This is a genomic window from Streptomyces sp. NPDC006372 (assembly GCF_040612515.1).
Taxonomy (GTDB): domain Bacteria; phylum Actinomycetota; class Actinomycetes; order Streptomycetales; family Streptomycetaceae; genus Streptomyces.
In genome coordinates this window covers 1-21,665 of the sequence record NZ_JBEXQJ010000010.1, presented here as the reverse complement: position 1 = coordinate 21,665, position 21,665 = coordinate 1, and the positions used below count along the sequence as shown (strand labels likewise).

The following is a 21,665-nucleotide window of genomic DNA, read 5'->3' as shown; positions in this document are numbered from 1 at the left end:
CTCGCCGCCCGGTCGCGCTGCTGGTGGAGATCGAGGCCGGCCGGCCCGGACCCTGGTGGGCGCTGGACGCCTGCGTGGACACCGCTCCGTACGGCGACGAGGCGGCCTGGTCCTTCCGGCCCGACGCCGGGGACGTCGTCGACGGCTGGCTGCGCGGCAGGGGCGCCGCCGACTCGAAGCTCGCCGCGGCCCTGTTCTGCCACCTCGCGGCCGAGTTGCACGGCCGGGCCGGGGAGCTGCGCGGCGGGCTCGCGGTGCTGCTGGACGCCGACGAGCACACGGGCGGCTTCGGGGGCGCCCGGGCGTATCTCGACGATCCGGACGCGGCTCGCCCCGCCGGGGTGATGATCGGCTACCCGGGGCTGGAGGAGGTCGTGGTCGGAGGGCGCGGGCTGTGGCGGGCCAGGATCGCCGTGCACGCAGCGTCAGGACACTCCGGGTCGCGCCGGACGACGGTCGGCGCGGTGTCGCGGGCGGCACATCTCGTCCGTCTGCTGGACGAGGCCCCGCTGCCCGGAGCGGGCGGGGACTTCCCGCTGCCACCGAAGCTGACGGTGACCTCCTGCCACGGCGGTGAGGGCTTCTCCGTCGTTCCTGACCTGTGCGAGGTCGGCCTCGACATCCGTACCACGCCGGACTTCGGCGCCCGCGCCGCGGCGGACCTGGTCAGGGCGGCGGCGACCGAGCTGGACGCGCTGCTGCCCGCCCCGCGGCCGACGCGGGTCACCGAGGTGGCGGCCTGGCCGCCGTACCGGCTGGCCGAGGACGAGCAGCCGGCCGCCGCGCTCCTGCGCGCCGCGGCCGGTGAGGGGCTGCGGGTGCGGGCGAAGACGGCGGGGCCGTCGAACATCGGAAACCTGCTGGCCGCCGTGGGCATCCCCGCCACCGCCGGCTTCGGTCTGGCCCATGAGGGACTGCACGGCGTGGACGAGCGCGTCCGCCTCGCGGAGCTGCCCGTGGTGCACGCCGTCTACCGGCGCGCGGTGCTCGGCCTGCTGCGGGTGTGAAGGGCGGTCACCGGCTCTCGAGGCGCAGGTGCAGTTCAGTCTCCTGGTCGCCGGAGACCGTGCTCAGGTCCCGCACGGCGAACAAGGAGTCCAGCCGCATCCGGAAGTGCTCGATCGCCCAGTACCCGCCGTGCAGGTCGGCGTCGACCGAGGACGCCAGCCGGGCCGGGCTGCCGCCCTCGTGCTCGTCGGCCACGTCGAAGGTGCCGAGCCATACGGTCGGGCGGGTCGCGTGCAGTTCCTCGGGGACGTCGTCGGCGCACCGGTCGGACTCGAAGCAGGCGCACAGCGCGTCGAACACGATCCGGGCGTCGTGCTTGCTGCACCCGCTGATCTCCACCGAGACGGAGTGGGGGTGCGGTTGCTCAAGGTCCATGGTGATCGCTCCTCTCATGGTCACCTCGTTTCCGCCCCTACCCCAGCAAAGCACCACCTGCCGGCGAGCACTACCGGCGCCGCCCCTGCCGTACCGACGGGTTTGCGGAGCGGGCGGCTCCGTGTTGGGGGATGGTGGAAGGTGACGGAAGGGGCCTCGGCATCACGGCTCCGCGCGGTGGAACATGGGTATCGGCACCATGACGGCGTGCCGCGAGGATCGGCGAAGGCGGAGCATGGGATGAGTGCAGCCGGGTCTCCCGTGGCCGAGGGCGGCGAACCGGCGCGCGGGTCGGCGCGCCCGAGCGGGCTGCTCGACGTCCTGCGCGTGGCCTCGGTGGTCCTGGACGCCGAGGGGCGCATCGTGCTGTGGAGTCCGCAGGCCGAGGAGCTTTTCGGTTACGCGGCGCACGAGGCGCTGGGGCAGTTCGCCGCCCGGATCATGGTCCACGACCAGCACGTGGATCTCGTGGTCAAGCTGTTCGCCGACGTCATGGGCACCGGGCAGAGCTGGGCCGGGGCCTTCCCCATCCGGCGCAAGGACGGCACCACGCGCCTCGTGGAGTTCCGCAACATGCGGCTGCTGGACGACCAGGGGGAGGTCTACGCGCTGGGGCTGTGCGCCGACCAGTCGACCGTGCACCGGCTGGAGCGCGACGTGGCGCTGTCGACGCGGATGATCGCGCAGTCCCCGATCGGGCTGGCCGTGCTGGACACCGAGCTGCGGTACGTCTCGGTCAACGCGGCCCTGGAGCAGATCAACGGTGTGCCCGCGGAGGAACACCTGGGCCGGACGGTCCGCGAGGTGGTGCCGCGGATGGACGTCGACGCCCTGGAGGCCGCGGCGCGCCGGGTCGTGGACACCGGCCGGCCGGTCGTCGACCAGTCCACCATCGGCCGCACCCCGGCCGACCCGGACCAGGACCACGCCTGGTCGATCTCCCTGTACCGGCTGGAGAACGCCTTCGGGACGGTGCTCGGCGTGGCCGTCTCCATCGTCGACGTCACCGAGCAGTACCGGGCGGGCATCGAGGCCGAGGCGGCCCGTCGGCGCCTGGCCCTCATCGCCGACGCCTCGGGGCGGATCGGCACCACGCTGGACCTGGACCACACGGCCCATGAGCTCGCCGAGGTGGCCGTGCCGGAACTCGCCGACATCGCGGCCGTCGATCTGCTGGACGCGGTGGTGCAGGGCCGGCGCACCAGCCTCGGCCCGGCCGAGTCGGCGGTGATCCGGGCGCTGGCGGTCCAGGGGTACGACTCCGTCGAGGCACTGGAGGCGGCCGACCAGCCCGGGCAGGTCGCCCGGTACGCCCCCGACCGGCTGGTCACCCAGTGCGTGCGTACGGCCAGTCCGGTGATGCTGCCGCAGGTCAAGGACGAGGACCTGCCGCGCATCGCCCGGTCCCCGCGGGCGGCCGAGCTGCTGGGCCGGGCCGGGGTGCACTCCTATCTCGCGGTGCCGCTGATCGCGCGCGGCGAGGTGCTGGGCGCCCTGGACCTCAAGCGCACCCGCAACCCGCTGCCGTTCAGCGAGGACGACCTGCTGCTGGCGCGTGAGCTGGCCGCCCGGGCCGCGGTGCAGATCGACAACGCCCGCTGGTACCAGAGCGCCCGCGAAACCGCGCTCACCCTGCAGCGCAGCCTGCTGCCCAGCCATCCGCCCATGACGGGCGGGCTGGAGGTCGCCTCGCGCTACCAGCCGGCCGGGGCCACCAGCGAGGTCGGCGGCGACTGGTTCGACGTGATCGAACTGGACGACCGCAAGACGGCGCTCGTCGTCGGCGACGTGATGGGCAGCGGCATTCCCGCTGCGGCGACCATGGGGCGGCTGCGTACGGCCACCAACACGCTGGCCTCCCTCGACCTGGATCCGGCCCTGCTCCTGGAGCACCTCGACAAGATCACGGCAGGGCTGGAACAGGCCATCGCCACCTGTGCCTACGCCGTCCACGACCCGCATCTGAGGCAGTGCCGGATCGCCAACGCCGGGCATCTGCCACCGGTGCGCGTGCGGCCCGGGCGGCCTCCGGAGCTGCTGGACCTGCCGACCGGTGTGCCGCTCGGCGTGGGTGGGGTCGCGTTCTCCACGACCACCGTCGACCTGGAGCCGGGTGACCGGCTGGTGTTCTACACCGACGGTCTCGTCGAGACCCGCCGCGACCCGCTCGACGAACGGCTGGACACCCTGCTGTCCCTGCTCGACGGACCCGACCGGCCGCTGGAGGAGGTCTGCGACCTGCTGCTGCGCACCCTGCACGAGCCGGACAACTTCGACGACGTGGCCCTGCTCATCGCGCGGGCGACGGCTCCGGACTGAGCGGGGGCGCGGTCACGGTCCGGAGCCGATCACCACGTGGGCGTACAGCTCCTCCGAGACGGCCAGGTGGGTCGTCAGGCCGTTGCGTTCGAAGGCGGCGAGGGCGGCCGGTGTCTGCCGTCGGCTCGTCTCCACCAGGACGCAGCCGCCGGGGGCGAGCCAGCGGGGTGCCTCGGCCGCCACCCGGCGCAGGACGTCGAGGCCGTCCGCGCCGCCGTCGAGGGCGACCAGCGGCTCGTGGTCACGGGCCTCCAGCGGCAGCAGGCCGATCTCTTCGCTCGGTACGTACGGCACGTTGGCCGCGAGGATGTCGACGCGGCCCCGCAACGCGACGGGCAGCGCGTCGAACAGGTCGCCCTGGTGGACGTGGCCGCCGAGCGCGGCGACGTTGCCGCGGGCGCAGCGCACGGCGGCCGGGTCGATGTCGGCGGCGTGCAGTTCGACGCGCCCCAGTGCGGAGGCCAGCGCCGCGCCGACGGCGCCCGAGCCGCAGCACAGGTCCAGGACGACGGTGGCGCCGGGCACCCGGGCCAGGGCCTGTTCCACCAGGAACTCGGTGCGGCGGCGCGGCACGAAGACGCCCGGGGCGACGGTGACGCGCAGTCCCCGGAACTCCGCCCAGCCGACGACGAGTTCGAGGGGCAGGCCCGCGACGCGGCGCTCGACCATGGCGGCGGCCTCGGCCGGTGTGCGGGCGGTGGCGAGGATCAACTCGGCCTCGTCCTCGGCGAAGACGCACCCCGCGGTGCGCAGGGCCGCGACGACTTCGTCACGGGACGACGGTGCGGACGGTGGCACGGAAGAGACGGACGGCATGGGAGCCAGGAGCCTTTCGAGAACCGAAGGGCGCTCCGGCGGTCGCCTACGGCCGGCGATCCGCGCGGCATCGGGAGGAGGGGAGCACCCGGGCTGACACAGCGGTAATGGGTCCCACCTCCTCGGCCTGCGACGGCTGGGTTCGTCCACAGCCGGACGGCAACACTACCCGACGGGCCGGCCGCCCGGTACGGCACGGCGGTCCGACGACCCGTCGGCCCGTCGGTAGGTGGTTGGGTCATGCAACGATGGAGGCCTGAGCAGCCGTGTGGTGAGGGAGGACCGGTGCGGGCAGCCGACGCCGTGGAGACCGTGCAGCGGGAGATGACGGTGTTCGCCCGCCGCGCCCGTGCCGCGGCCGGGCGGCTGCATCCGGAGCTGTCGCTGGTGTCGTACACCCTGCTGGGGCATCTGGAGGAGAGCGGTGGGTGCCGTGCCACTGACCTGGCCGCCCACTACGCCCTGGACAAGTCCACCGTGAGCCGCCAGGTGGCCGCGCTGGAGCGCACCGGTCTCATCGAACGCCGCCCCGATGCGGCGGACCACCGTGTCCTGGTGCTGCATCTGACCGAGGCCGGCCGGCGCATCCTCGCCCAGGTCACCGAGAGCCGCCGGGCTGCGTTCCGGGAGCGGCTGGCGGACTGGCCGGCCGAGGATCTGTCGCGCTTCGCCGAGTACCTCGTGCGGTACAACGCGGAGTCCGGGTCCGGTCCGCACGGCTAGGACAACCTCCACGTACGGTTGAATACGCAATCACTGATCACGCCGGACCGTCGGGGCACCGTCGGCCCGGTCCGGAGGCACCGCCGCATGCACATCACCCGAGGCTTCACCGGGCGCCCACGCGTCGACGACCCCGGTCTGCCGCCCGGCCAGTACGACGCGCGCGACGACTGGCCCGTGCTGTCCGCCGAGGTCACTCCCGACCTGGCACCCGGTGACTGGACGTTCCGCGTCGACGGTCTGGTGGCCGAGCCCCGTACCTGGGACTGGGACGAGGCGCACCACCTGCCGTCGTCGGCGTACGAGGGCGCCATCCACTGTGTGACGGGCTGGTCGAAGTTCGGGGTGCGGTTCGCCGGCGTGTCGCTGGACGCCTTCCTGGACGCGGTCCGGCCTCATGGGTCGGCGACCCATGCCGTCGCCTATGCGCACACCGGCTACACCACGAACCTCCCGCTCGCCGACCTGACCGGCGGGCGCGCCTGGATCGCGTGGGAGTACGACGGCGGGCCGCTGGCCCCGGAGCACGGCGGCCCGGCTCGGCTGGTGGTGCCGCACCTGTACTTCTGGAAGAGCGTCAAGTGGATAGCCGGCCTGCGGATCCTCGACCACGACGAGCCTGGCTTCTGGGAGCGGAACGGCTACCACGAGCGCGGCAACCCCTGGGACGAGCAGAGGTACTCCGGTGACTGAGACCTTCGTTCCGCCCACGCGGTTCGCCGTGCCCGGGCGCATCGCCGTGAGCGAGCAGGCCGCCTCCGGGTGGCGGACCGCCACACTGGCCGAGATCCGCCGGGAGACCCCGAGGGCCGCCACCTTCCGGTTCGCCGTGCCGGGCTGGCCCGGTCATCTGCCCGGCCAGCACCTGATGGTGCGGCTGACCGCCCCGGACGGCTATGTGGCTCAGCGCCACTACTCGATCGCGTCCGCGCCGGACGACTCCGGGCACATCGAGCTGACCCTGGACCATGTCGAGGGCGGCGAGGTCTCGGGCTGGTTCCACACCGTGGCCCGGCCCGGTGACCAGGTCGAGGTGCGCGGTCCGGTGAGCGGCTTCTTCGCCTGGCCGGGCGACCGGCCCGCGCTGCTGATCGGCGCCGGCTCCGGCGTCGTGCCGCTGATGTCGATGGTCCGGCACCACCGGGCACGGAACCTGACCGTGCCGCTGCGGCTGCTGGTGTCCGCGCGCAGCCCCGAGGAGCTCATCTACGCCGGGGAGTTCGGCGCGGAGACGACCTGCGTGTTCACTCGCGGCGCGCCGGAGGGGGTGCCGGTCGGACGTATGGCGGCCGCGCATATGGCGCCACTCCTGGCTGAGCGGCCGCGACTTGGGTGGGAGGCCTATGTGTGCGGGTCCAACTCCTTCGCCGAGCACGCCTCCCGGCTGCTGGTCGCGGCCGGTCAGCCCGTGGACCGCATCCGTATCGAACGGTTCGGCTGAGCGGTTCGGCCGGCCTCACGACGCCCCTCCCCGGGGTCCCGACGAGCGTGACGTGGGGCTCGCCACACGGGCGTGGGCCGGTGTTTCGCCACGGCTGGCCCGGGCACTCCGGCCGAAGGGCTACGGCATGCGGCGACCCGGGCCGCGCCGGGCCGTTGACGGACGCGCCGGCCGCGGTGACGCCGAGGAGGTCGACATGCGAACCCGGGTGCGCGGCTGGCGTTGGCGGCGCAGTCCGTTGCGACGCCGGTCCGACGTCGTCGAGGCGTGGACGGTGCTGGTCGTCGCCGTCCTGGTCCTGGTGGGGGCACCTCTGTCGGGGGTGGCCGCTGCCCGGTGGGCTCATGACGAGGCGCAGGCGGTCTCGGTGGAGCAGCGCGCGGAGCGTCATCGCGTCCGTGCCGAGGTGGTCGGCAGGAAGGGCGACGCCCTGCCGTCGGTGCAGGCCGGCGGCCAGCAGGCGTTCCGGGCGACGGTGCGCTGGACGGAGCCGGGCGAGGGCACGCGCACCGCGACGGCTCGGGTCCCCGCCGGAACCCGGCCGGGTGAGGTCGTGCACGTCTGGTTCGACGCACAGGGGAGGAGCGTGGCCCCGCCGGTGGACGGAACGGGCGTCTGGCAGCACACCCTGACCATCGGCACGTGCGCCACGGGCGGTGTAGTGCTCGCGGTGCTCCTGGTCCAGAGCGTGATCCGCAGGGTGGCCCTGCGCCGGCGGCTGACCGAGTGGGAACGGGCGTGGGCCCGTACGGAACCTCAGTGGACGCACCGCCGCGCCTGAGGCGTGGCTCCAGCCTCATAAACGCCTCGCCAGGTCTCGGACCGCCCACGTAATGTGATCGTCCGCACTGTCCCCGCAGCTCTTCCTCACCCAAGGCGGTCCTGCATGGCCCTGTTCGATCTTCCTCTCGACGAACTCCGCGAGTACCGCAGCGCGTCCACCGAGCCCGAGGACTTCGACGCGTTCTGGTCGAAGACCCTCCAGGAAGCGCGTGAGCACGATCTGGACGCCCGCTTCGAACCGGTCGACACGGGGCTGTCCACCGTGCGGGTCTTCGACGTGACGTTCGCCGGGTTCGGCGGTCACCCGGTCAAGGGCTGGCTGACGCTGCCGACGGGGGTGGACGGCCCGCTGCCGCTGGTCGTGGAGTTCATCGGTTACGGCGGAGGCCGCGGGCTGCCGCACCAGCACCTGCTCTGGGCGTCCACGGGCCGGGCGCACTTCGTGATGGACACCCGCGGGCAGGGCAGCGCCTGGGGCGCGGGCGGCGGCACGGCGGATCCGGTGGGCGGCGCACCCGCGTACCCCGGCTTCATGACGCGCGGTATCGACGCGCCGGAGAACTACTACTACCGCCGGGTGTTCACGGACGCCGTGCGCGCCGTGGAGGCGGCCCGTTCGCATCCCCGCACGGACCCGGCGCGCACGGTGGCCGTGGGCGCGAGCCAGGGCGGCGGCATCACCATCGCGGTGGGCGGCCTGGTCCCGGACCTGGCCGGCATCGCGCCGGACGTGCCGTTCCTGTGCGACTACCCCCGCGCGGCGACGCTCACGGACCGCCACCCGTACCGGGAGATCGGGCTGTACCTCAAGACGCACCGCGGCCGCACCGAGGAGGCGCTGCGCACGCTCTCCTACTTCGACGGCGTGCACTTCGCCACCCGCGGCCGGGCCCCGGCGCTCTTCTCGGCCGCCCTGGAGGACCAGACCTGCCCGCCCTCGACCGTGTTCGCGGCGTACAACGCCTGGGGACACGACGACAAGAAGATCGAGGTGTACGACTTCAACGACCACGAGGGCGGCGGCCCCTTCCAGGAGGCGGCCCAGCTGCGCTGGATGCGCTCGTACATCTGATCCGGCCGTTCCCGGACCGCGGACTTCCGCCCGGTCCGACCAGTCGGTACGTTCTTCGGGCCCGGGCCGCTCCTCGGCGGCCCGGGCCCGAGACGGCCGGCGGGAGGGGCACATGTCCGAGAACGAGGCACAGGTGCGCGGTCACTGCGACGCGCGGTTCACGGCGGTACGCGAGGCGTTCGAGGAGAACTTCCGGGAGCGCGGCGAGCTGGGCGCCGCCGTGGCCGTCACGGTCGGCGGCAGGACGGTGGTGGACCTGTGGGGCGGCTGGTCCGACGCGGCCCGCACCCGTCCTTGGGAGCGGGACACCGTGGTCAACGTGTGGTCGACGACCAAGGGGCCGGTGGCGCTGTGCGCGCACATCCTCGTCGACCGGGAACTGCTGGACCTCGACGCCCCCGTCGCCGAATACTGGCCCGAGTTCGCCGCGGCGGGCAAGGAGAAGGTCCTCGTACGGCATCTGCTGTCGCACCGCGCCGGCCTGGCCGGGCTGCGTGAACCGCACACGCTGGAGCAGCTCTGCGACTGGGAGCTGACCACCCAGCGGCTCGCGGCGACGGAGCCCTGGTGGGAGCCGGGCACCCGGTCCGGCTATCACGCGCTGACCTACGGCCACCTGGTCGGAGAGGTGGTACGCCGGGTGTCCGGGCTGCTGCCGGGGGCCTTCCTGGAGCGGGAGGTGACCGGGCCGCTCGGGATCGACTTCACCATCGGCCTGCCGGAGAAGGAGTCCGGGCGAGCGGCCGAGCTGGTCCAGCCGCCGCCTGCGGAGAGCAGTGAACAGGCGGCCGCCTTCGCGCAGTTGGCGCCCGCCGCGGTGGCCGCGCTGACCAACCCCCCGGTCTCCGCCGCCGGTGCCGGCACCCCCGGGTGGCGGGCCGCCGAGATCCCCGCGGCGAACGGGCACGGCACCGCGCGAGCGGTCGCCGAGCTGTACGGCGTCTTCGCCGGGCGCGGCTCCTACGGGGGCCATCGCGTGCTGTCCGCCGGGGCGGCCGAGCGGGTGCGCGAGGGGCAGGGCAGCTGCCGGGACCTGGTGCTCGGCGCCGGGCTCGACCGCGAGACGGAGGCGGGGCTCGGACTGTGGCTCAGCGGACCCAGCGGCTCCTACGGACCCAACCCGCGTGCTTTCGGTCATGACGGCTACGGCGGCTCCTGCGGCCTCGCCGACCCGGAGGCGGAGGTGTCGATGGGGTACGTGATGAACCGCATGGGGCCTCACATCGCGGACGACCCCCGCAAGATGACACTGGTCGACGCGCTGTACCGCGCACTGTGACAGCGGGCGCCGGCGGGCCGGTTTCGGCCGAACCGCCGGACCGCCCTTCCCTGCTGGTTTAGACCAATGCTAGACCTGGTGGCGCACCGAGCCCGCACGGCTACCGAACGTCACCAACAGGAGGCGCGGCATGGCCCGCACCACCCCGCACGACCACCCGCCGACCGAGGGAGAGCCCCTCTACCGGCGGATCGCGACGGAGTTGCTCGGCGAACTGCGCGACGGCACCGTACCGCCCGGCGAACGACTGCCGGGGGAACGGCGGCTGGCCGGGCACTTCGGGGTCAGCCGGGAGACCGTGCGGCAGGCGCTGGAGCTGCTGCGCCGCGACGGCCTCGTCGCCACCGACCGGCGCGGCAGCCACGCCACCCTGCCCGGCCGGCCGGTGGAGACCCCCGCCTCGCTCGCCTTCCCGGTCGGCGCCCGGTCGGCGACCCCGGGCACGGTGGCACGCGCCACCGTCGCCTGGGAGGCGCCCCCGCCGGACCACGCCGAAGCTCTGGGACTGCTCCCCGGCCACCCGACCCTGATCCACCGCTACCGGTACGCGACCGCCGATGGACAGGGGCTGCGCACGGCCGTGACCTCGTTCTCCGCCGTGGCGCTCGCGGAGGTGGAGGAACTGGGCCGCTATCGGGACCGCGCCGACGGAACCGCCGCCGCACAGCTGCGACGGGCTTACGACTGGATGCGCCGGGCCGGACTGACGCTCCACCACCGCGACGCCATCACCCGCCTCGCCAGCACGCCGTCGGTGCGGGTCACCCGGCGGGTGCACGACCAGTTCGCGCGACCACTGGAGATCACCGACCTGGTCGTGGACGCCCGGCAGGACGCGCTGATCTACGAGTTCACGCTGCCGGGCCGGGCCGGCTGACCCGGCAGCCGGGCCACGACGAGCCGCACCCGGGGGCTGCCGTCCCGTCGCCGCCCGAACTCCGGCAGCGCCTGGAGCTCCACCTCGAAGCCGGCCCGGACGAGCTCACGCCGTACGTGCCCGAGGCGGAAGGCGCGGTAGTACATGACGAACGCGGGCCGCCACAGCGCGTTGCGCACCCGCATCACCGCGTCGAAGCCGAGCAGCATCCAGTAGCCGAGCGAGGCCGGGCGGGGCGGGGCCACCAGCGGAAAGGCGAAGCGACCGCCCGGTCGCAGCACCGAGCGGACCTGGGCGAACAGTCCGGGCAGTTCGCGAGGCAGGAAGTGCCCGAACGCCCCGAAGCTCACCACCAGGTCGAAGACGGGCGCGAAGGGCAGGGCGCGGGCGTCCGCACGCACCCAGGAGACCGGCGGACCGCCCGGCCGGACCCGCTGTCGTGCGACGCCGAGCATGCCCGCGCTGAAGTCGACCCCGGTCACCCGCTCCCGGCACACCCCGGCCAGGACGCCGACGCCCGCGCCGGTGCCGCAGCACAGGTCGAGTCCGGCGTCGAAGGGCCCCGTCCGCCGCAGGGCCGCCCCGACGGCGTCGAGGACCGCTTCCGGCGTCCGGAAGGGGGTGTGGTCGAACTTCGGCGCGAGGAGGTCGTAGCCACGTTCGACTGACGAGAGTGCCTGGACGGCCAGCTCGCGCAGACTGGGGCCTTCGGGGCTGAACACCGGCTCAGCCTAGAGGAGCTCGCTGTTTCAGGACCGCCAGTACGCGCTCACACCAGCGGAGGTTCTCCTCCTCGAAGGCGATGCCCGCCATCAGGGTGAGGTACGGGCCGACGCGGTCGGCCTGCCGCAGGTACTCCTCCTCGTCCCGTCCGGCCATGAGGCGCTCGCGTACGCGTGCGTAGCGGGCGAGTTTGCCGCGGGCCCAGTCCGCGCGCTCCTCGACCAGGGCACGGGTCGCCTCGGGGTCCGCACCGTCCATGGCCTGGATCTTGATGAGCAGTTCGTCGCGGATGACGGTGGGCCGCCGGGGCGGCGCGGCGGCGAAGGCGCGCAGGTCCTCACGGCCCGCCTCGGTGAGCGTGAACATCCGCTTGTCGGGCCGCCGTTCCTGACGTACCAGCCTCGCCTCGATCAGCCCGTCCCCCGCCAGGCGCTCCAGCTCCCGGTAGAGCTGCTGCGGGGTGGCGGCCCAGAAGTTCGCGAGCGACACGTCGAACACCTTGGACAACTCGTAGCCCGAGGCCTCGCCCTCCAGGAGGGCGGCCAGGACGGCGTACTTCAGGGACATGTGGACACGGTAGCAGCGGTTGACTAATCTACTCCGCACCTACTCAATTAGTTGAATAAGGCGGGTTCGATGCGTGCATTCCGAGAGGCGGTCGAGGCGCTCGACCTCGACGCCGCCGAGGCGCTGCTGGCGCCGGACGTCGTGTTCACCAGCCCGGTCGTGTTCAAGCCGTACACGGGAAAGGCGATCACGGCGGCCATCCTGCGTGCCGTCTCCGGTGTCTTCCAGGATTTCCGCTACGTGCGCGAGATCAACGACGTGCACGGCCGTGACCACGCCCTCGTCTTCACCGCCCGGGTGGGCGACCGTGAGATCCAGGGGTGTGACTTCATCCACGTCGACGAGGACGGGCTCATCGACGAATTCACCGTGATGGTGCGTCCGTTGTCGGGGGCGCAGGCACTCGCGGCGGCCATGGGTGAGCAGTTCGAGCGGATCGCCGAGGAGGCGCGGGCACGCTCGGTGTGAGCGACACGTCGCGAGATCCTTTTTCCCGTTCTTGCGCCGTCCGCGGCCCGTTCGCGGTTGGATGTCCCCATGACGTCCGCCGAGCACGACCGGCTGATGCGGGCCAACCAGGCGAACTGGGACGCCCGCACGCCCGTCCATCTCGCCAGCCGGTTCTACGGCCTCGACCAGGGCCTCGACCCGGAGCGGTGGTTCGCTCCGTGGGAGTGGGAGGACCTCGGTGAGCTGACGGGCCGTGACGTGCTGCACCTCCAGTGCCATCTCGGCACGGAGACGATCGCCTTCGCGCGACGCGGGGCCCGGGCCGTCGGTCTCGACTTCTCCGAGGCGTCCGTGGCGGCCGCGAACGAGATCGCCGCGCGGGCCGGCGTGGACGCGACGTACGTGCGGGCCAACGTGTACGACGCCGTCGAGGCCCTGGACGGGCGGCGGTTCGACGTCGTCTACACCGGCAAGGGCGCCCTGTGCTACCTGCCGGACCTGAACCGCTGGGCGGAGACCGTCGGCCGGCTCCTGCGTCCCGGCGGCCGGCTGTACGTCGTTGAGTTCCACCCCCTGCTGAACTCGCTCGGCCCGAAACCCGCCCCGGGCGAGGGCCCCGAGCTGCTGCTGCGCCACGACTACCTGGGCGGCGCCGGTCCGGTGCACCGCGACGGGACCCACACCTACACCGACGGCCCGGCCGTCGAGGGCGCCACGGACAGTTACGAGTGGATGCACGGAATGGGCGAGGTCGTCACCGCGTTGACGGAGGCGGGACTCGCCGTGCGGCGACTGCGGGAAGGCGACGAACTTCCCTGGCCGCGCTGGCCCCGGATGGTGCGCACCGAGTCCGGTTGGTGGCGGCTGCCCGAGCCGCGGATCCCGCTGCTGTACGGGCTGCTGGCCACTCGTTGAGGTAACCGACGCGCATCCGCCGCGTTCGGTGGTACATTGCGAACAGCACTCGTGCACGCCCCCTCTTCCGGGGCGCCGGTGCCAGTTCTCGGAACTCTCTCCCATTTCCAGCACCACAGCACCACGACGTACTTCGTCGTAGCCGAGGTGCTGTCCCCCGCCGCACGGAGTCGTGCTTCAGGCCCTCCTTTCGCGGCTCATTCCCCCCTTCCCTTCGCATGTCGCACGCCTGCCGTCCGTGAAAGGACACACCCCACCATGACCACCACACTCGAAAACCCACTCGTCCAGCAGCAGCCCACGACCCGCACCGCCCTCGGCGTCCTCGACGTCGACGCGTCCGGGAAGGGGCATCTGCGCGGCGAGAACTGCCTGCCCTCGCCCGCCGACCTCTCGGTCTCCCCCGCCCTGATCCGCCGGTACGGCCTGCGCAAGGGCGACCTCGTGGAGGGCGTACGCGGCGACCGGCACGGTCTGAGCGACGTCGTACGGGTCGACGGCCGCACGCCCGAGGAACTGCGCGGCCGGCGCCACTTCCGGGACCTCACGCCACTGCATCCGCACGAGCGCCTCCGTCTCGAGCATCCCGCCGCCGGACTGGCCGGACGGGTCGTCGACCTGATCGCACCGGTCGGAAAGGGCCAGCGCGGGCTCCTGGTGGCCCCGCCCAAGACCGGCAAGACCGTCCTCCTCCAGCAGCTCGCCGCCGCCGTCGCCGGTCGGCACCCCGAGTGCCGGCTGATGATGCTGCTGCTGGACGAGCGGCCCGAGGAGGTCACCGACATGCGGCGCGGTGTACGGGGCGAGGTGTACGCCTCGACCTTCGACCGCAGCGCCAAGCAGCACATCGCGCTGGCCGAGCTCGTGATCGAGCGGGCCAAACGGCGGGTCGAGGCCGGCGAGGACGTCGTCCTGCTCCTCGACTCGCTGACCCGGCTGTGCCGGGCGCACAACAACGCGGCCGGTCCCGGTGGCCGCATCCTCACCGGGGGCGTCGACGCGTCCGCGCTGAGCGGCCCCAAGCGGTTCTTCGGCGCCGCCCGGTCGGCCGAGGAGGGCGGTTCCCTCACGATCCTCGCGACCGCGCTGGTGGAGACCGGTTCCCGGGCCGACGACTTCTACTTCGAGGAGCTCAAGAGCACCGGCAACATGGAGCTCCGCCTGAGCCGCGAGCCGGCGTCCCGCCGCGTGTTCCCGGCCGTCGACATCACCACCTCCGGCACCCGGCGCGAGGAACTCCTGTTCTCCCCGACGGAGCTGACCGCCGTACACGGCCTGCGCCGGGTGCTCCAGAACCGGGAGGGACAGGGCGCCCTGGAGACCCTGCTGGAGCGTATGCGCGAGACCCCGGACAACGCGACGTTCCTAAGGCGCATCCAGCCGACGCTGCCCTCGGACTGAGGTGCGGCCGACGGAGCAGTCGAGGACGCGTCCGTCCACCGTCCCGATGAGCAGCCGGTCCGGGGCGGTGAGGTGGAGGGACAGTGGGACGGTGGGCACGCCTTCGATCCTCAGGCGCTGCCGCCGGCGCACCGTTCCGTCCGAGGCGTCCAGTGCCACCAGTTCACCGGAATTGAGGGCGACGTAGACCGTGTCGTCGTCCCCGTCGACGGCAGTCGCCGGGTGGTCGGTGGCGAACTCCCAGCGGACCGCGCCGTCCGTGAGGCTCCGTCGTACGACGAAGGCGCTGTACGCCAGACGCATACCGGAACCGTAATGGGATCCCGCGTGCACCAGGTCCCGGTTCTCCGCAGGGCCCAGTTCGATGCCGGGGCCGCCGAGGAGGTGCCTCGCCGGTGACTGCCAGTCGAGCGGGAACAGCCGGCGCGGCTCCCGGTCGCCTTCGGGGTCGAGCGCCACCACCCACTTGTCCCGTCGCGGCGCACGCTCAGCGCCCTGCAGGAAGAGCAGCCGGCTGCTGCGGCGGACGGGAAAGGAATGGTTGCCGGCGTCGAACCCACCCAGCGCCGCGGTCGCCTTCGGGGCCTGCGCGTCGGGGGGTATCAGGGCGACCGGCCGAGGCCGGGGCTCGTACTCCCTGTCGGGCGCCGTCGAGCGCAGCGCCAGCCAGCCGTCCTGGCGGGTGGTGATCGTGACGGACGAGGCGAGGTCCGGGGTGCCGAGCGTCCTGCCGTCGGCGAGTGACAACCGGGCGAGGAGCGGTGGCTCGGTACCCCGCTCCCGGCCCGTCCAGTATTCCCGCCGCCGCTCCGCGTTCACCCAGGCCTCGGCGCCACGGACGACCAGTTGCCGTCCGCCCTCCTCGTCGTGAACGCGCCAGTCCAGACGCCCGTCCGGCCGCCAGGCCTCCGCCAGCACCTCCTCCAGACAGGCCAGCACGCGACCGTCCGGCAGTCCGTGGACGTCCCACACCTGTCGGCGGGGTTCCCAGGAGGCATCCCCGGCCAGCTCCTCGACGGTCCGACGGGCCTCCCGGCCGGACACCGGCCGCTCGCACCCGACCCACTCCCCGGCCAGTTCCCGCTGCTGCACCGAGCCCCGGGGCGCGGCACTCCAGTCGGGGCGCTCGACGACCACGTCGTACGCGTGGGTGTGCGCCTCGTCGCATTCGTCGTCGTCGGCCCGGGCCACCAGGAGCCGCAACGCGCGGGCGCTCTCCCACTGCACCCGCAGGACCTCGCGCGGGGTGCGCATCATCGAGCGCGACCGCCCCGACTCCAGATCGATCAGCAGGAGTTCGCCCTCGAAGGCGTAGCCCCCGTCGTAGGCGCCGGTGCCGACGGCCACGAGCGGCAGCGTCGGATGGACGGCGACGGAGTGCACGGGCCAGTGCGACTCCACGAGCCGGTGGCAGCGCAGATCGTCGATGCCGTAGACGCCCACGCGGAACCGTTGCCACCCGTATCCGGCGGTGCAGCTCCCGGCCCACTTCAGGGGCCCCAGGTCGCCGCTCACCACGGCGATGCCCCGCTCCTTGCCGACGGCGACGGCCGACGGCCTTCCGATCTCGGCGAAGGGGCGGTCGCCGAGGACGCGGCGGACGGTCGGAAAGTCGGGCATGGGGCCTTCCTGAGAGGGCCGTGGGTGTGGCATACGGGTGTTAGCGCCTGACGTTCGGCCCGGTTGTCATGGTGCGGAGCAAGTCTGTTTCTACGTTGATCATATGATCATCGGATTCTCTTCCCGGGTGGCCGTGTCGGCCGGTGTGCTGTGTGCGACGGGGCTGCTGACCCTCATGCCGGCCGCGGCGGCCGGCCACGGCCGGGCGGAGCCCAGTCCGCCGGCCGGGCCCCTGGCGGCGGCCCCGCACCCCCTGCTGCTGCACCGGCCCGGCGTCCAGGTCCGCCCCCGCACCGGCGCGCCCCGCGTCCCGCGGGTCTCCGCACTGTCCTGGCTGGTGGCCGACGCGCGGACCGGAGCGGTGCTCGCCGCGCACAACGCGCACCGCAGGCTCCCCCCGGCCAGCACCCTGAAGACCCTGTTCGCCGTCACGGTGCTGCCCGAACTGCCGGCGGGCGCCCGGCACACGGTCCGCGAGGACGAACTCCTGGGCATCGGTGACGGCAGCAGCCTGGTCGGGATCACCGAGGGCCGTACCTACCGGGTCGCCGACCTGTGGCGGGGTGTCTTCCTCAACTCCGGCAACGACGCCGTGCACGTCCTGGCCGAACTGGGCGGCGGCTGGCAGACCACGGCCCGGCGCATGCAGGCCAAGGCCCGCTCCCTGGGTGCCCTCGACACGCGCGTGGTGTCACCCGACGGCTACGACGCACCGGGTCAGGTCTCCTCGGCGTTCGATCTGGCGGTCTTCGGCCGGGTGGGGCTGCGCAACCGCGACTTCGCGCGGTACTGCGCCACGGTCGAGGCCAGATTCCCGGGCGGCGGCGGTTGGTCGTACCCGATCCGCAACACCAACCGGCTGCTGGGCGGCGCCCCCGGTGTGAAGCCGTACCGAGGGCTGATCGGTATCAAGAACGGCTACACCACCCATGCGGGCAACACGCTCGTGGCGGCGGCGCGCCGGGACGGGCGCACCCTCGTCGTGACGGTGATGAACCCTCAGGAGGGCGGCGGGTCGGCCGTGTACGAGGAGGCCCGCTCGCTGCTCGACTGGGGCTTCGGAGCCGCCGGGCGGGTCGACGCGGTGGGTTCGCTCGACGCCTGGCGGCCCGTCCCGAGTCCGTCGGCGGAGACACCGGCGGCCGCGGCCGCGGTGCCGGAGGAGGCCGGCGCCGGCTGGACGGAAGCCGGACTGATCGCGGGCGCCACCGGTCTGGGCGTCACGATCGTGGTGCTGGTACTGCGGCTGCCGGTCCGCCGGTCCGGGCGGAGTTGACCGGCCGGCAGCCACAACAGCATTCCCAGGGTGATCCAGGCGTAGGTGTTGCTGCCCAGGAACCCGTCGACGCCGGACGCGTCGTCGAACCACAGCCACACCACGCTGGTGCACAGCACCGCGTACAGGGCGCCCGCGATCCGGACGTGCCCGGTGCGGACCAGTACGGCGAAGGACGGCAGCAGCCACACGAGGTGGTGCACCCAGGTGATCGGACTGACGAGACAGGCGGCGAGGCCGGACAGGGCGAACGCCGCCGTCCAGTCCCCCGCGTCGGCCGCCCGGCGGGCTCGTAGCGCCCACACGGCGAGGACCAGCAGAACCACGGCCGCCCACACGGCCCGGCCCGGTTCGCCCAGGCGCGCCAGGATGCCCTGCACCGACTGGTTCGAGACGTAACCCAAGTGGCCCACCCGGTTGGTGTCCCACAGTGCCTCGGTCCAGTAGAAGCGCGAGGCATCGGGGTCCGCCAGCGCCGCGACCGCCGTGGCCGCGAGCGCGACGGCCGTGGCGACCGCCGCCGCGCGCCGTCGTCCGGCCAGCAGCAGCAGACCGATGAACAGCGCCGGGGTGAGCTTGATCGCGGCCGCGAGTCCGATGCCGATGCCCGCCCAGCGCGTGCGTCCGCCGGCCAGCAGCGTCGCGTCGGTGAGCACCAGGGCCAGGAGCAACAGGTTCACCTGGCCGAAGCTGAGGGTGTCGCGGAGCGGTTCGAACAGGGCGAGCAGGCAGGCGGTCAGGGCCCAGCCGTACCAGCCGTGGCGCCGCCAGGCCGGACCGGCGAGCAGCCGCAGCACCACGATCAGGGCCGCCAGGTTGAGCAGCAGGGCGGCGGCGATGGCGGTGCGCAGGTCCAGCAGGGCCATCGGCAGCATGACGACCGCGGCGAACGGAGGGTAGGTGAAGCCGTACGTGGTGCCCGGCACGCGGTAGTCGTAGATCCGGCCGCCGTGGCGGACCCAGCTGTCGACGCTTCCGTAGTAGACGCGCAGATCGAACCAGTCCCGCAGCAGGGGTACCGTCGCCGTGAAGACGGTCACCACCGTGGCGAGGGCGAGCACCAGCAGCAGCCGCCCCCGGCCGGTGCGGGGCAGGGCCGGGGTCATGCCGTGCGTCCCAGCGCCGGGGCCAGTTCGGCCTGGTGGGCCTGCCACAGCACGACGACCGCGAGGGCACCGCCGGAGACGGCCAGGAGGAGTTGCCCGGTGTCCGCGGGGCCGCCGCTGGGCAGGACACAGAGCGCGAGCACGCCGGTCACGGCCGCCGTACGGTGGCGTACGGAGGCGCTGGGCGTGGCGGCGGCGATGAGGAACAGCCCCCACAGGGCGTACCAGGGACGGATCGCGGGGCCGAGGGCGGCCACCGCCGCCAGACTGAGGCCGAGTGCGTAGACCGGCCGCGGGCGCAGCCGGAGCCAGATCAGGGCGACCGCGACGACGGCCGCCGCGACGCCCAGCGTGTGCCAGGCGGGGATCGCCAGGGGCGCGAGATCGCTGCCGAGGTGGTGCAGCAGGGCCCGGGTGGCACGGCCGAGCAGGGTGGTCAGGGCCCAGTTCTGGGGGGAGACAGGGGTGTTCAGGGCGGCTATCCAGCCGTATCCGGTGCCGGCCACGGCCGTGGCCGCGACGGTCGTGCCCGCTGCCGCGGCCGTGGTGGTCAGGACGGCTTTCGCCGCACCGCGGCCGGCGCGGGCCTGAAGGACGACGACGGCGGCCAGTCCGAGCGCGGCGGGTGCCTTGACCAGGGCGGCGAGCGTGACGAGGACGGCTCCGAGGACCGGCCACCGGCCGAGCGCGGCCACCAGCCCGACGCCGAGCAGGCCCAGCATGACGGCGTCGTTGTGGGCGCCCGCGACCAGGTGCAGCAGGACGAGCGGGTTGAGGGCGCCCAGCCACAGCGCGGCGGACGGGTCGGCGCCGCTGTGGCGGGCGAGGCGGGGCAGCGCGGCCGCCATCAAGGCCACACCGGCGAGCGCGACGAGCCGCATCCCGATCAGGCCGGCGGGCAGTTCACCGTGTGTCAGGCCGGACAGCGCCGCGGCCACGGCGAGGAAGACCGGACCGTACGGGGCGCCGGTGTGCTGCCAGAGGGGCGCGACCTCGTCGGCCAGCGGGCCGCCGAGCTGGGACGGGCCGTGCGCGTACACGTCCATGTGTGCCTCGACCATCGCCCCCTGGGCCAGATAGCTGTAGACGTCCCGGCTGAAGAGTGGCGGGGCGACCAGCAGCGGGGCGGCCCAGACCACGAGAACGGCGAGGAGGGCGCGGGGCGCGGGCGGTCTCGGTCCGCGGACCAGGCGGCCCAGCAGCGCCCAGGCCGCGATCAGCAGGACCAGGCCGAAGTAGACCCCGACCAGCCCGAGCGCGGCCTGGGCGGAGGCGGGGTGGAGGAGGTCCCGTACGGGCAGGGCTCCGGCCGTCTCACCGCCCGCCGCGAGGAAGGCGGTGCCGGCCAGACCCAGGATCTGGCAGCGGCGGAGATCGACGAAGGGAGCCATGGCCAACACTCGGCCAGGCTGTCGATGTGCGGTGGCTTTCAAGCGACGCGGGGCCCTCCGGTGGGAGGCCGGAGTGTGACCGGGTGGTGATCGAGTGCCTGCGCGGCATGTGCCTGGTGCCGTTGTGTGCAGGCTGCGGGCCGGTTGGGGGGTGTCGCGCAGCTCCCCGCGCCCCTTGGGGCGTTCAGAACACCGAGAGGCCCGTCAGTGTCGTGAATCGGTCCAGGGCCGCCACGCCCGCGACCGAGTTGCCTCGTTCGTCCAGGCCCGGGCTCCACACGCACAGCGTGCAGCGGCCCGGGACGACCGCGATGATGCCACCGCCCACTCCGCTCTTGCCGGGCAGGCCGACCCGGTAGGCGAAGTCGCCCGCCGCGTCGTACGTCCCGCAGGTCAGCATGATCGCGTTGATCTGCTTGGCCTGGCTGCGGGTGAGCAGGCGGGTGCCGTCGGCGCGGGTGCCGTGCCGGGCGAGGAAAGTCGTGGCGAGGGCGAGGTCGGCGCAGGACGCGGCGATCGAGCACTGCCGGAAGTACTGGTCGAGCAGGACGGGGACCGGGTTGTCGATGTTGCCGTAGGCGGCCATGAAGTGGCTGAGCGCGGCGTTGCGGTCGCCGTGGGCCGTCTCGGAGGCGACGACCTCGTGGTCGAAGTCCAGTTCCCGGTTGCCGCTCTCCGCCCGCAGGAACTCGAGCAGTTCGCCGGACGCGTCTCCGGTACGGGTGTGCAGCCGGTCCGTGACGACGAGGGCGCCTGCATTGATGAAGGGGTTGCGCGGGATGCCGTTCTCGTACTCCAGCTGGACCAGGGAGTTGAAGGGGTTGCCGGAGGGCTCTCGGCCCACGTGTTCCCACAGGGCATCGCCCTCGCGGGCCAGGTCCAGGGCGAGGGTGAAGACCTTGGTGATGGACTGCGCGGAGAACGGCTGCCGCCAGTCCCCCACGCCGTACACCGTGCCGTCCGGTTCGGCGACGGCCATGCCGAAGCTGCGCGGGTCACGGGCGGCGAGCGCCGGGATGTAGTCGGCGGGCCGGCCACGGCCGGGGGTCCGCTCGATCTCCTCGGCGATGCGCTCCAGGACCGGCTGGAAGGTCGTCGGCGGCGTCATGATCACCATTCTCCTCCGTGCCGGTCCCGGTGCGCTCGCGCGGGTCAGACGGCCGGGGCCGGGCCGCTGCCCGCCAGGACCTCGGGGCGGAGCAGGCCGGCGAGTGTGTCGGCGGGCAGCAGGCCCTTCTCCAGGACGAGTTCGGCGACGCCCCGGCCGGTGGCGAGGGCCTCCTTGGCGATGTCGGTGGCGGCCGTGTAGCCGATGTGCGGGTTGAGGGCGGTGACCAGGCCGATGGAGTTCTCGACGGTCGCGCGCAGCGCCTCGGTGTTGGCGGTGATGCCGTCGACGCAGCGCTCGGCGAGCGTGAGGCAGGCGGCGCGCAGGTGGGTGAGGGACTCGGACAGGGAGTGCAGGATGATCGGCTCGAAGGCGTTGAGCTGGAGCTGTCCGGCCTCGGCGGCCATGGTGATGG

Annotated in this window: 20 protein-coding genes and 2 pseudogenes; 13 read left to right on the top strand and 9 right to left on the bottom strand. The window is 73.2% G+C overall.

Going from position 1 to position 21,665, the window contains the following annotated elements; genetic code table 11:
* Nucleotides 1-23 precede the first annotated feature (23 nt).
* Entirely contained in the window at nt 24-1,007 is a 984-nt protein-coding gene (locus ABZ016_RS17660; RefSeq protein ID WP_356917537.1) for a M20/M25/M40 family metallo-hydrolase, read from the top strand.
* 7 nt (nt 1,008-1,014) lie between these two features.
* Here the strand turns inward: ABZ016_RS17660 and ABZ016_RS17655 are convergent, their stop codons facing one another.
* The gene (locus tag ABZ016_RS17655; RefSeq protein WP_356917536.1) at nt 1,015-1,383 is read right to left on the bottom strand and encodes a hypothetical protein; all 369 of its coding nucleotides are present in this window, start codon (nt 1,381-1,383) and stop codon (nt 1,015-1,017) included.
* A gap of 240 nt (nt 1,384-1,623) precedes the next feature.
* Here ABZ016_RS17655 and ABZ016_RS17650 point away from each other — a divergent pair, with 240 nt between their 5' ends.
* On the top strand, nt 1,624-3,702 hold the full coding sequence (locus ABZ016_RS17650; protein WP_356917535.1) for a SpoIIE family protein phosphatase: 2,079 nt from the start codon (nt 1,624-1,626) through the stop codon (nt 3,700-3,702).
* A gap of 12 nt (nt 3,703-3,714) precedes the next feature.
* Here the strand turns inward: ABZ016_RS17650 and ABZ016_RS17645 are convergent, their stop codons facing one another.
* Nucleotides 3,715-4,518: a putative protein N(5)-glutamine methyltransferase gene (locus ABZ016_RS17645; protein WP_356917534.1), complete on the bottom strand. Its 804-nt coding sequence runs from the start codon at nt 4,516-4,518 to the stop codon at nt 3,715-3,717.
* A gap of 285 nt (nt 4,519-4,803) precedes the next feature.
* Between ABZ016_RS17645 and ABZ016_RS17640 the strand changes: the two genes are divergently transcribed.
* The 7 genes from ABZ016_RS17640 (at nt 4,804) to ABZ016_RS17610 (ending at nt 10,693) form a co-directional block, all read left to right on the top strand.
* Complete coding sequence (locus tag ABZ016_RS17640) at nt 4,804-5,241, top strand: MarR family transcriptional regulator (RefSeq protein ID WP_356917533.1); 438 nt, start codon at nt 4,804-4,806, stop codon at nt 5,239-5,241.
* Nucleotides 5,242-5,328: 87 nt separating this feature from the next.
* Entirely contained in the window at nt 5,329-5,934 is a 606-nt protein-coding gene (locus ABZ016_RS17635; RefSeq protein WP_356917532.1) for a sulfite oxidase-like oxidoreductase, read from the top strand.
* Nucleotides 5,927-6,682 carry a ferredoxin reductase gene (locus ABZ016_RS17630; protein WP_356917531.1) on the top strand — a complete coding sequence of 252 codons (756 nt, stop codon included), beginning with the start codon at nt 5,927-5,929 and terminating at the stop codon, nt 6,680-6,682. Before ABZ016_RS17635 ends, ABZ016_RS17630 begins: the two co-directional genes overlap by 8 nt.
* A 196-nt stretch (nt 6,683-6,878) precedes the next feature.
* On the top strand, nt 6,879-7,463 hold the full coding sequence (locus ABZ016_RS17625) for a hypothetical protein (RefSeq protein ID WP_356917530.1): 585 nt from the start codon (nt 6,879-6,881) through the stop codon (nt 7,461-7,463).
* A gap of 105 nt (nt 7,464-7,568) precedes the next feature.
* Entirely contained in the window at nt 7,569-8,537 is a 969-nt protein-coding gene (locus ABZ016_RS17620) for an acetylxylan esterase (protein ID WP_356917529.1), read from the top strand.
* 112 nt (nt 8,538-8,649) lie between these two features.
* Nucleotides 8,650-9,816, top strand: coding sequence for a serine hydrolase domain-containing protein (locus ABZ016_RS17615; protein ID WP_356917528.1), 1,167 nt, complete (start codon nt 8,650-8,652; stop codon nt 9,814-9,816).
* Nucleotides 9,817-9,946: 130 nt separating this feature from the next.
* Nucleotides 9,947-10,693 carry a GntR family transcriptional regulator gene (locus ABZ016_RS17610; protein WP_356917527.1) on the top strand — a complete coding sequence of 249 codons (747 nt, stop codon included), beginning with the start codon at nt 9,947-9,949 and terminating at the stop codon, nt 10,691-10,693.
* On the opposite strand, the gene ABZ016_RS17605 is transcribed toward ABZ016_RS17610, so the two are convergent.
* Complete coding sequence (locus tag ABZ016_RS17605) at nt 10,660-11,415, bottom strand: class I SAM-dependent methyltransferase (protein ID WP_356917526.1); 756 nt, start codon at nt 11,413-11,415, stop codon at nt 10,660-10,662. The genes ABZ016_RS17610 and ABZ016_RS17605 overlap by 34 nt on opposite strands.
* 4 nt (nt 11,416-11,419) lie before the next feature.
* Nucleotides 11,420-11,983, bottom strand: a complete 564-nt coding sequence (locus tag ABZ016_RS17600; protein ID WP_356917525.1) for a PadR family transcriptional regulator — start codon at nt 11,981-11,983, stop codon at nt 11,420-11,422.
* Nucleotides 11,984-12,052: 69 nt separating this feature from the next.
* Here ABZ016_RS17600 and ABZ016_RS17595 point away from each other — a divergent pair, with 69 nt between their 5' ends.
* The 3 genes from ABZ016_RS17595 to rho all read left to right on the top strand — a co-directional run bounded on the left by ABZ016_RS17595 (nt 12,053) and on the right by rho (nt 14,749).
* The gene (locus ABZ016_RS17595; protein ID WP_356917524.1) at nt 12,053-12,451 is read left to right on the top strand and encodes a nuclear transport factor 2 family protein; all 399 of its coding nucleotides are present in this window, start codon (nt 12,053-12,055) and stop codon (nt 12,449-12,451) included.
* Between the two features lie 69 nt (nt 12,452-12,520).
* Entirely contained in the window at nt 12,521-13,348 is an 828-nt protein-coding gene (locus tag ABZ016_RS17590) for a class I SAM-dependent methyltransferase (RefSeq protein WP_356917523.1), read from the top strand.
* Nucleotides 13,349-13,606: 258 nt separating this feature from the next.
* Nucleotides 13,607-14,749 carry a transcription termination factor Rho gene (gene rho, locus ABZ016_RS17585; RefSeq protein WP_356917522.1) on the top strand — a complete coding sequence of 381 codons (1,143 nt, stop codon included), beginning with the start codon at nt 13,607-13,609 and terminating at the stop codon, nt 14,747-14,749.
* Here the strand turns inward: rho and ABZ016_RS17580 are convergent.
* Complete coding sequence (locus ABZ016_RS17580; protein WP_356917521.1) at nt 14,714-16,369, bottom strand: PQQ-binding-like beta-propeller repeat protein; 1,656 nt, start codon at nt 16,367-16,369, stop codon at nt 14,714-14,716. The two genes, rho and ABZ016_RS17580, sit on opposite strands and share 36 nt — an antisense overlap.
* A 103-nt stretch (nt 16,370-16,472) precedes the next feature.
* Here ABZ016_RS17580 and ABZ016_RS17575 point away from each other — a divergent pair.
* Nucleotides 16,473-17,357, top strand: a pseudogene (locus ABZ016_RS17575) (serine hydrolase); the annotation flags it as partial.
* An 11-nt stretch (nt 17,358-17,368) separates the two neighbouring features.
* Here the strand turns inward: ABZ016_RS17575 and ABZ016_RS17570 are convergent.
* The 4 genes and pseudogenes from ABZ016_RS17570 to aspA all read right to left on the bottom strand — a co-directional run.
* Nucleotides 17,369-18,751, bottom strand: coding sequence for a glycosyltransferase 87 family protein (locus ABZ016_RS17570; RefSeq protein WP_356917520.1), 1,383 nt, complete (start codon nt 18,749-18,751; stop codon nt 17,369-17,371).
* Complete coding sequence (gene mptB / locus ABZ016_RS17565; RefSeq protein ID WP_356917712.1) at nt 18,748-20,274, bottom strand: polyprenol phosphomannose-dependent alpha 1,6 mannosyltransferase MptB; 1,527 nt, start codon at nt 20,272-20,274, stop codon at nt 18,748-18,750. Before mptB ends, ABZ016_RS17570 begins: the two co-directional genes overlap by 4 nt.
* A 52-nt stretch (nt 20,275-20,326) precedes the next feature.
* Entirely contained in the window at nt 20,327-21,259 is a 933-nt protein-coding gene (locus tag ABZ016_RS17560; protein ID WP_356917519.1) for a glutaminase, read from the bottom strand.
* A gap of 35 nt (nt 21,260-21,294) precedes the next feature.
* Nucleotides 21,295-21,665, bottom strand: a pseudogene (aspA, locus tag ABZ016_RS17555) (aspartate ammonia-lyase); the annotation flags it as partial.

Bases quoted from the DNA above. Each gene is read 5' to 3' on its own strand.
- ABZ016_RS17655 (WP_356917536.1), bottom strand. From the start codon at position 1,383: ATGGACCTTGAGCAACCGCACCCCCACTCCGTCTCGGTGGAGATCAGC.
- ABZ016_RS17650 (WP_356917535.1), top strand. From the start codon at position 1,624: ATGAGTGCAGCCGGGTCTCCCGTGGCCGAGGGCGGCGAACCGGCGCGC.
- ABZ016_RS17645 (WP_356917534.1), bottom strand. From the start codon at position 4,518: ATGCCGTCCGTCTCTTCCGTGCCACCGTCCGCACCGTCGTCCCGTGAC.
- ABZ016_RS17635 (WP_356917532.1), top strand. From the start codon at position 5,329: ATGCACATCACCCGAGGCTTCACCGGGCGCCCACGCGTCGACGACCCC.
- ABZ016_RS17625 (WP_356917530.1), top strand. From the start codon at position 6,879: ATGCGAACCCGGGTGCGCGGCTGGCGTTGGCGGCGCAGTCCGTTGCGA.
- ABZ016_RS17620 (WP_356917529.1), top strand. From the start codon at position 7,569: ATGGCCCTGTTCGATCTTCCTCTCGACGAACTCCGCGAGTACCGCAGC.
- ABZ016_RS17615 (WP_356917528.1), top strand. From the start codon at position 8,650: ATGTCCGAGAACGAGGCACAGGTGCGCGGTCACTGCGACGCGCGGTTC.
- ABZ016_RS17610 (WP_356917527.1), top strand. From the start codon at position 9,947: ATGGCCCGCACCACCCCGCACGACCACCCGCCGACCGAGGGAGAGCCC.
- ABZ016_RS17600 (WP_356917525.1), bottom strand. From the start codon at position 11,983: ATGTCCCTGAAGTACGCCGTCCTGGCCGCCCTCCTGGAGGGCGAGGCC.
- ABZ016_RS17595 (WP_356917524.1), top strand. From the start codon at position 12,053: ATGCGTGCATTCCGAGAGGCGGTCGAGGCGCTCGACCTCGACGCCGCC.
- ABZ016_RS17590 (WP_356917523.1), top strand. From the start codon at position 12,521: ATGACGTCCGCCGAGCACGACCGGCTGATGCGGGCCAACCAGGCGAAC.
- rho (WP_356917522.1), top strand. From the start codon at position 13,607: ATGACCACCACACTCGAAAACCCACTCGTCCAGCAGCAGCCCACGACC.
- ABZ016_RS17580 (WP_356917521.1), bottom strand. From the start codon at position 16,369: ATGCCCGACTTTCCGACCGTCCGCCGCGTCCTCGGCGACCGCCCCTTC.
- ABZ016_RS17570 (WP_356917520.1), bottom strand. From the start codon at position 18,751: ATGACCCCGGCCCTGCCCCGCACCGGCCGGGGGCGGCTGCTGCTGGTG.
- ABZ016_RS17560 (WP_356917519.1), bottom strand. From the start codon at position 21,259: ATGGTGATCATGACGCCGCCGACGACCTTCCAGCCGGTCCTGGAGCGC.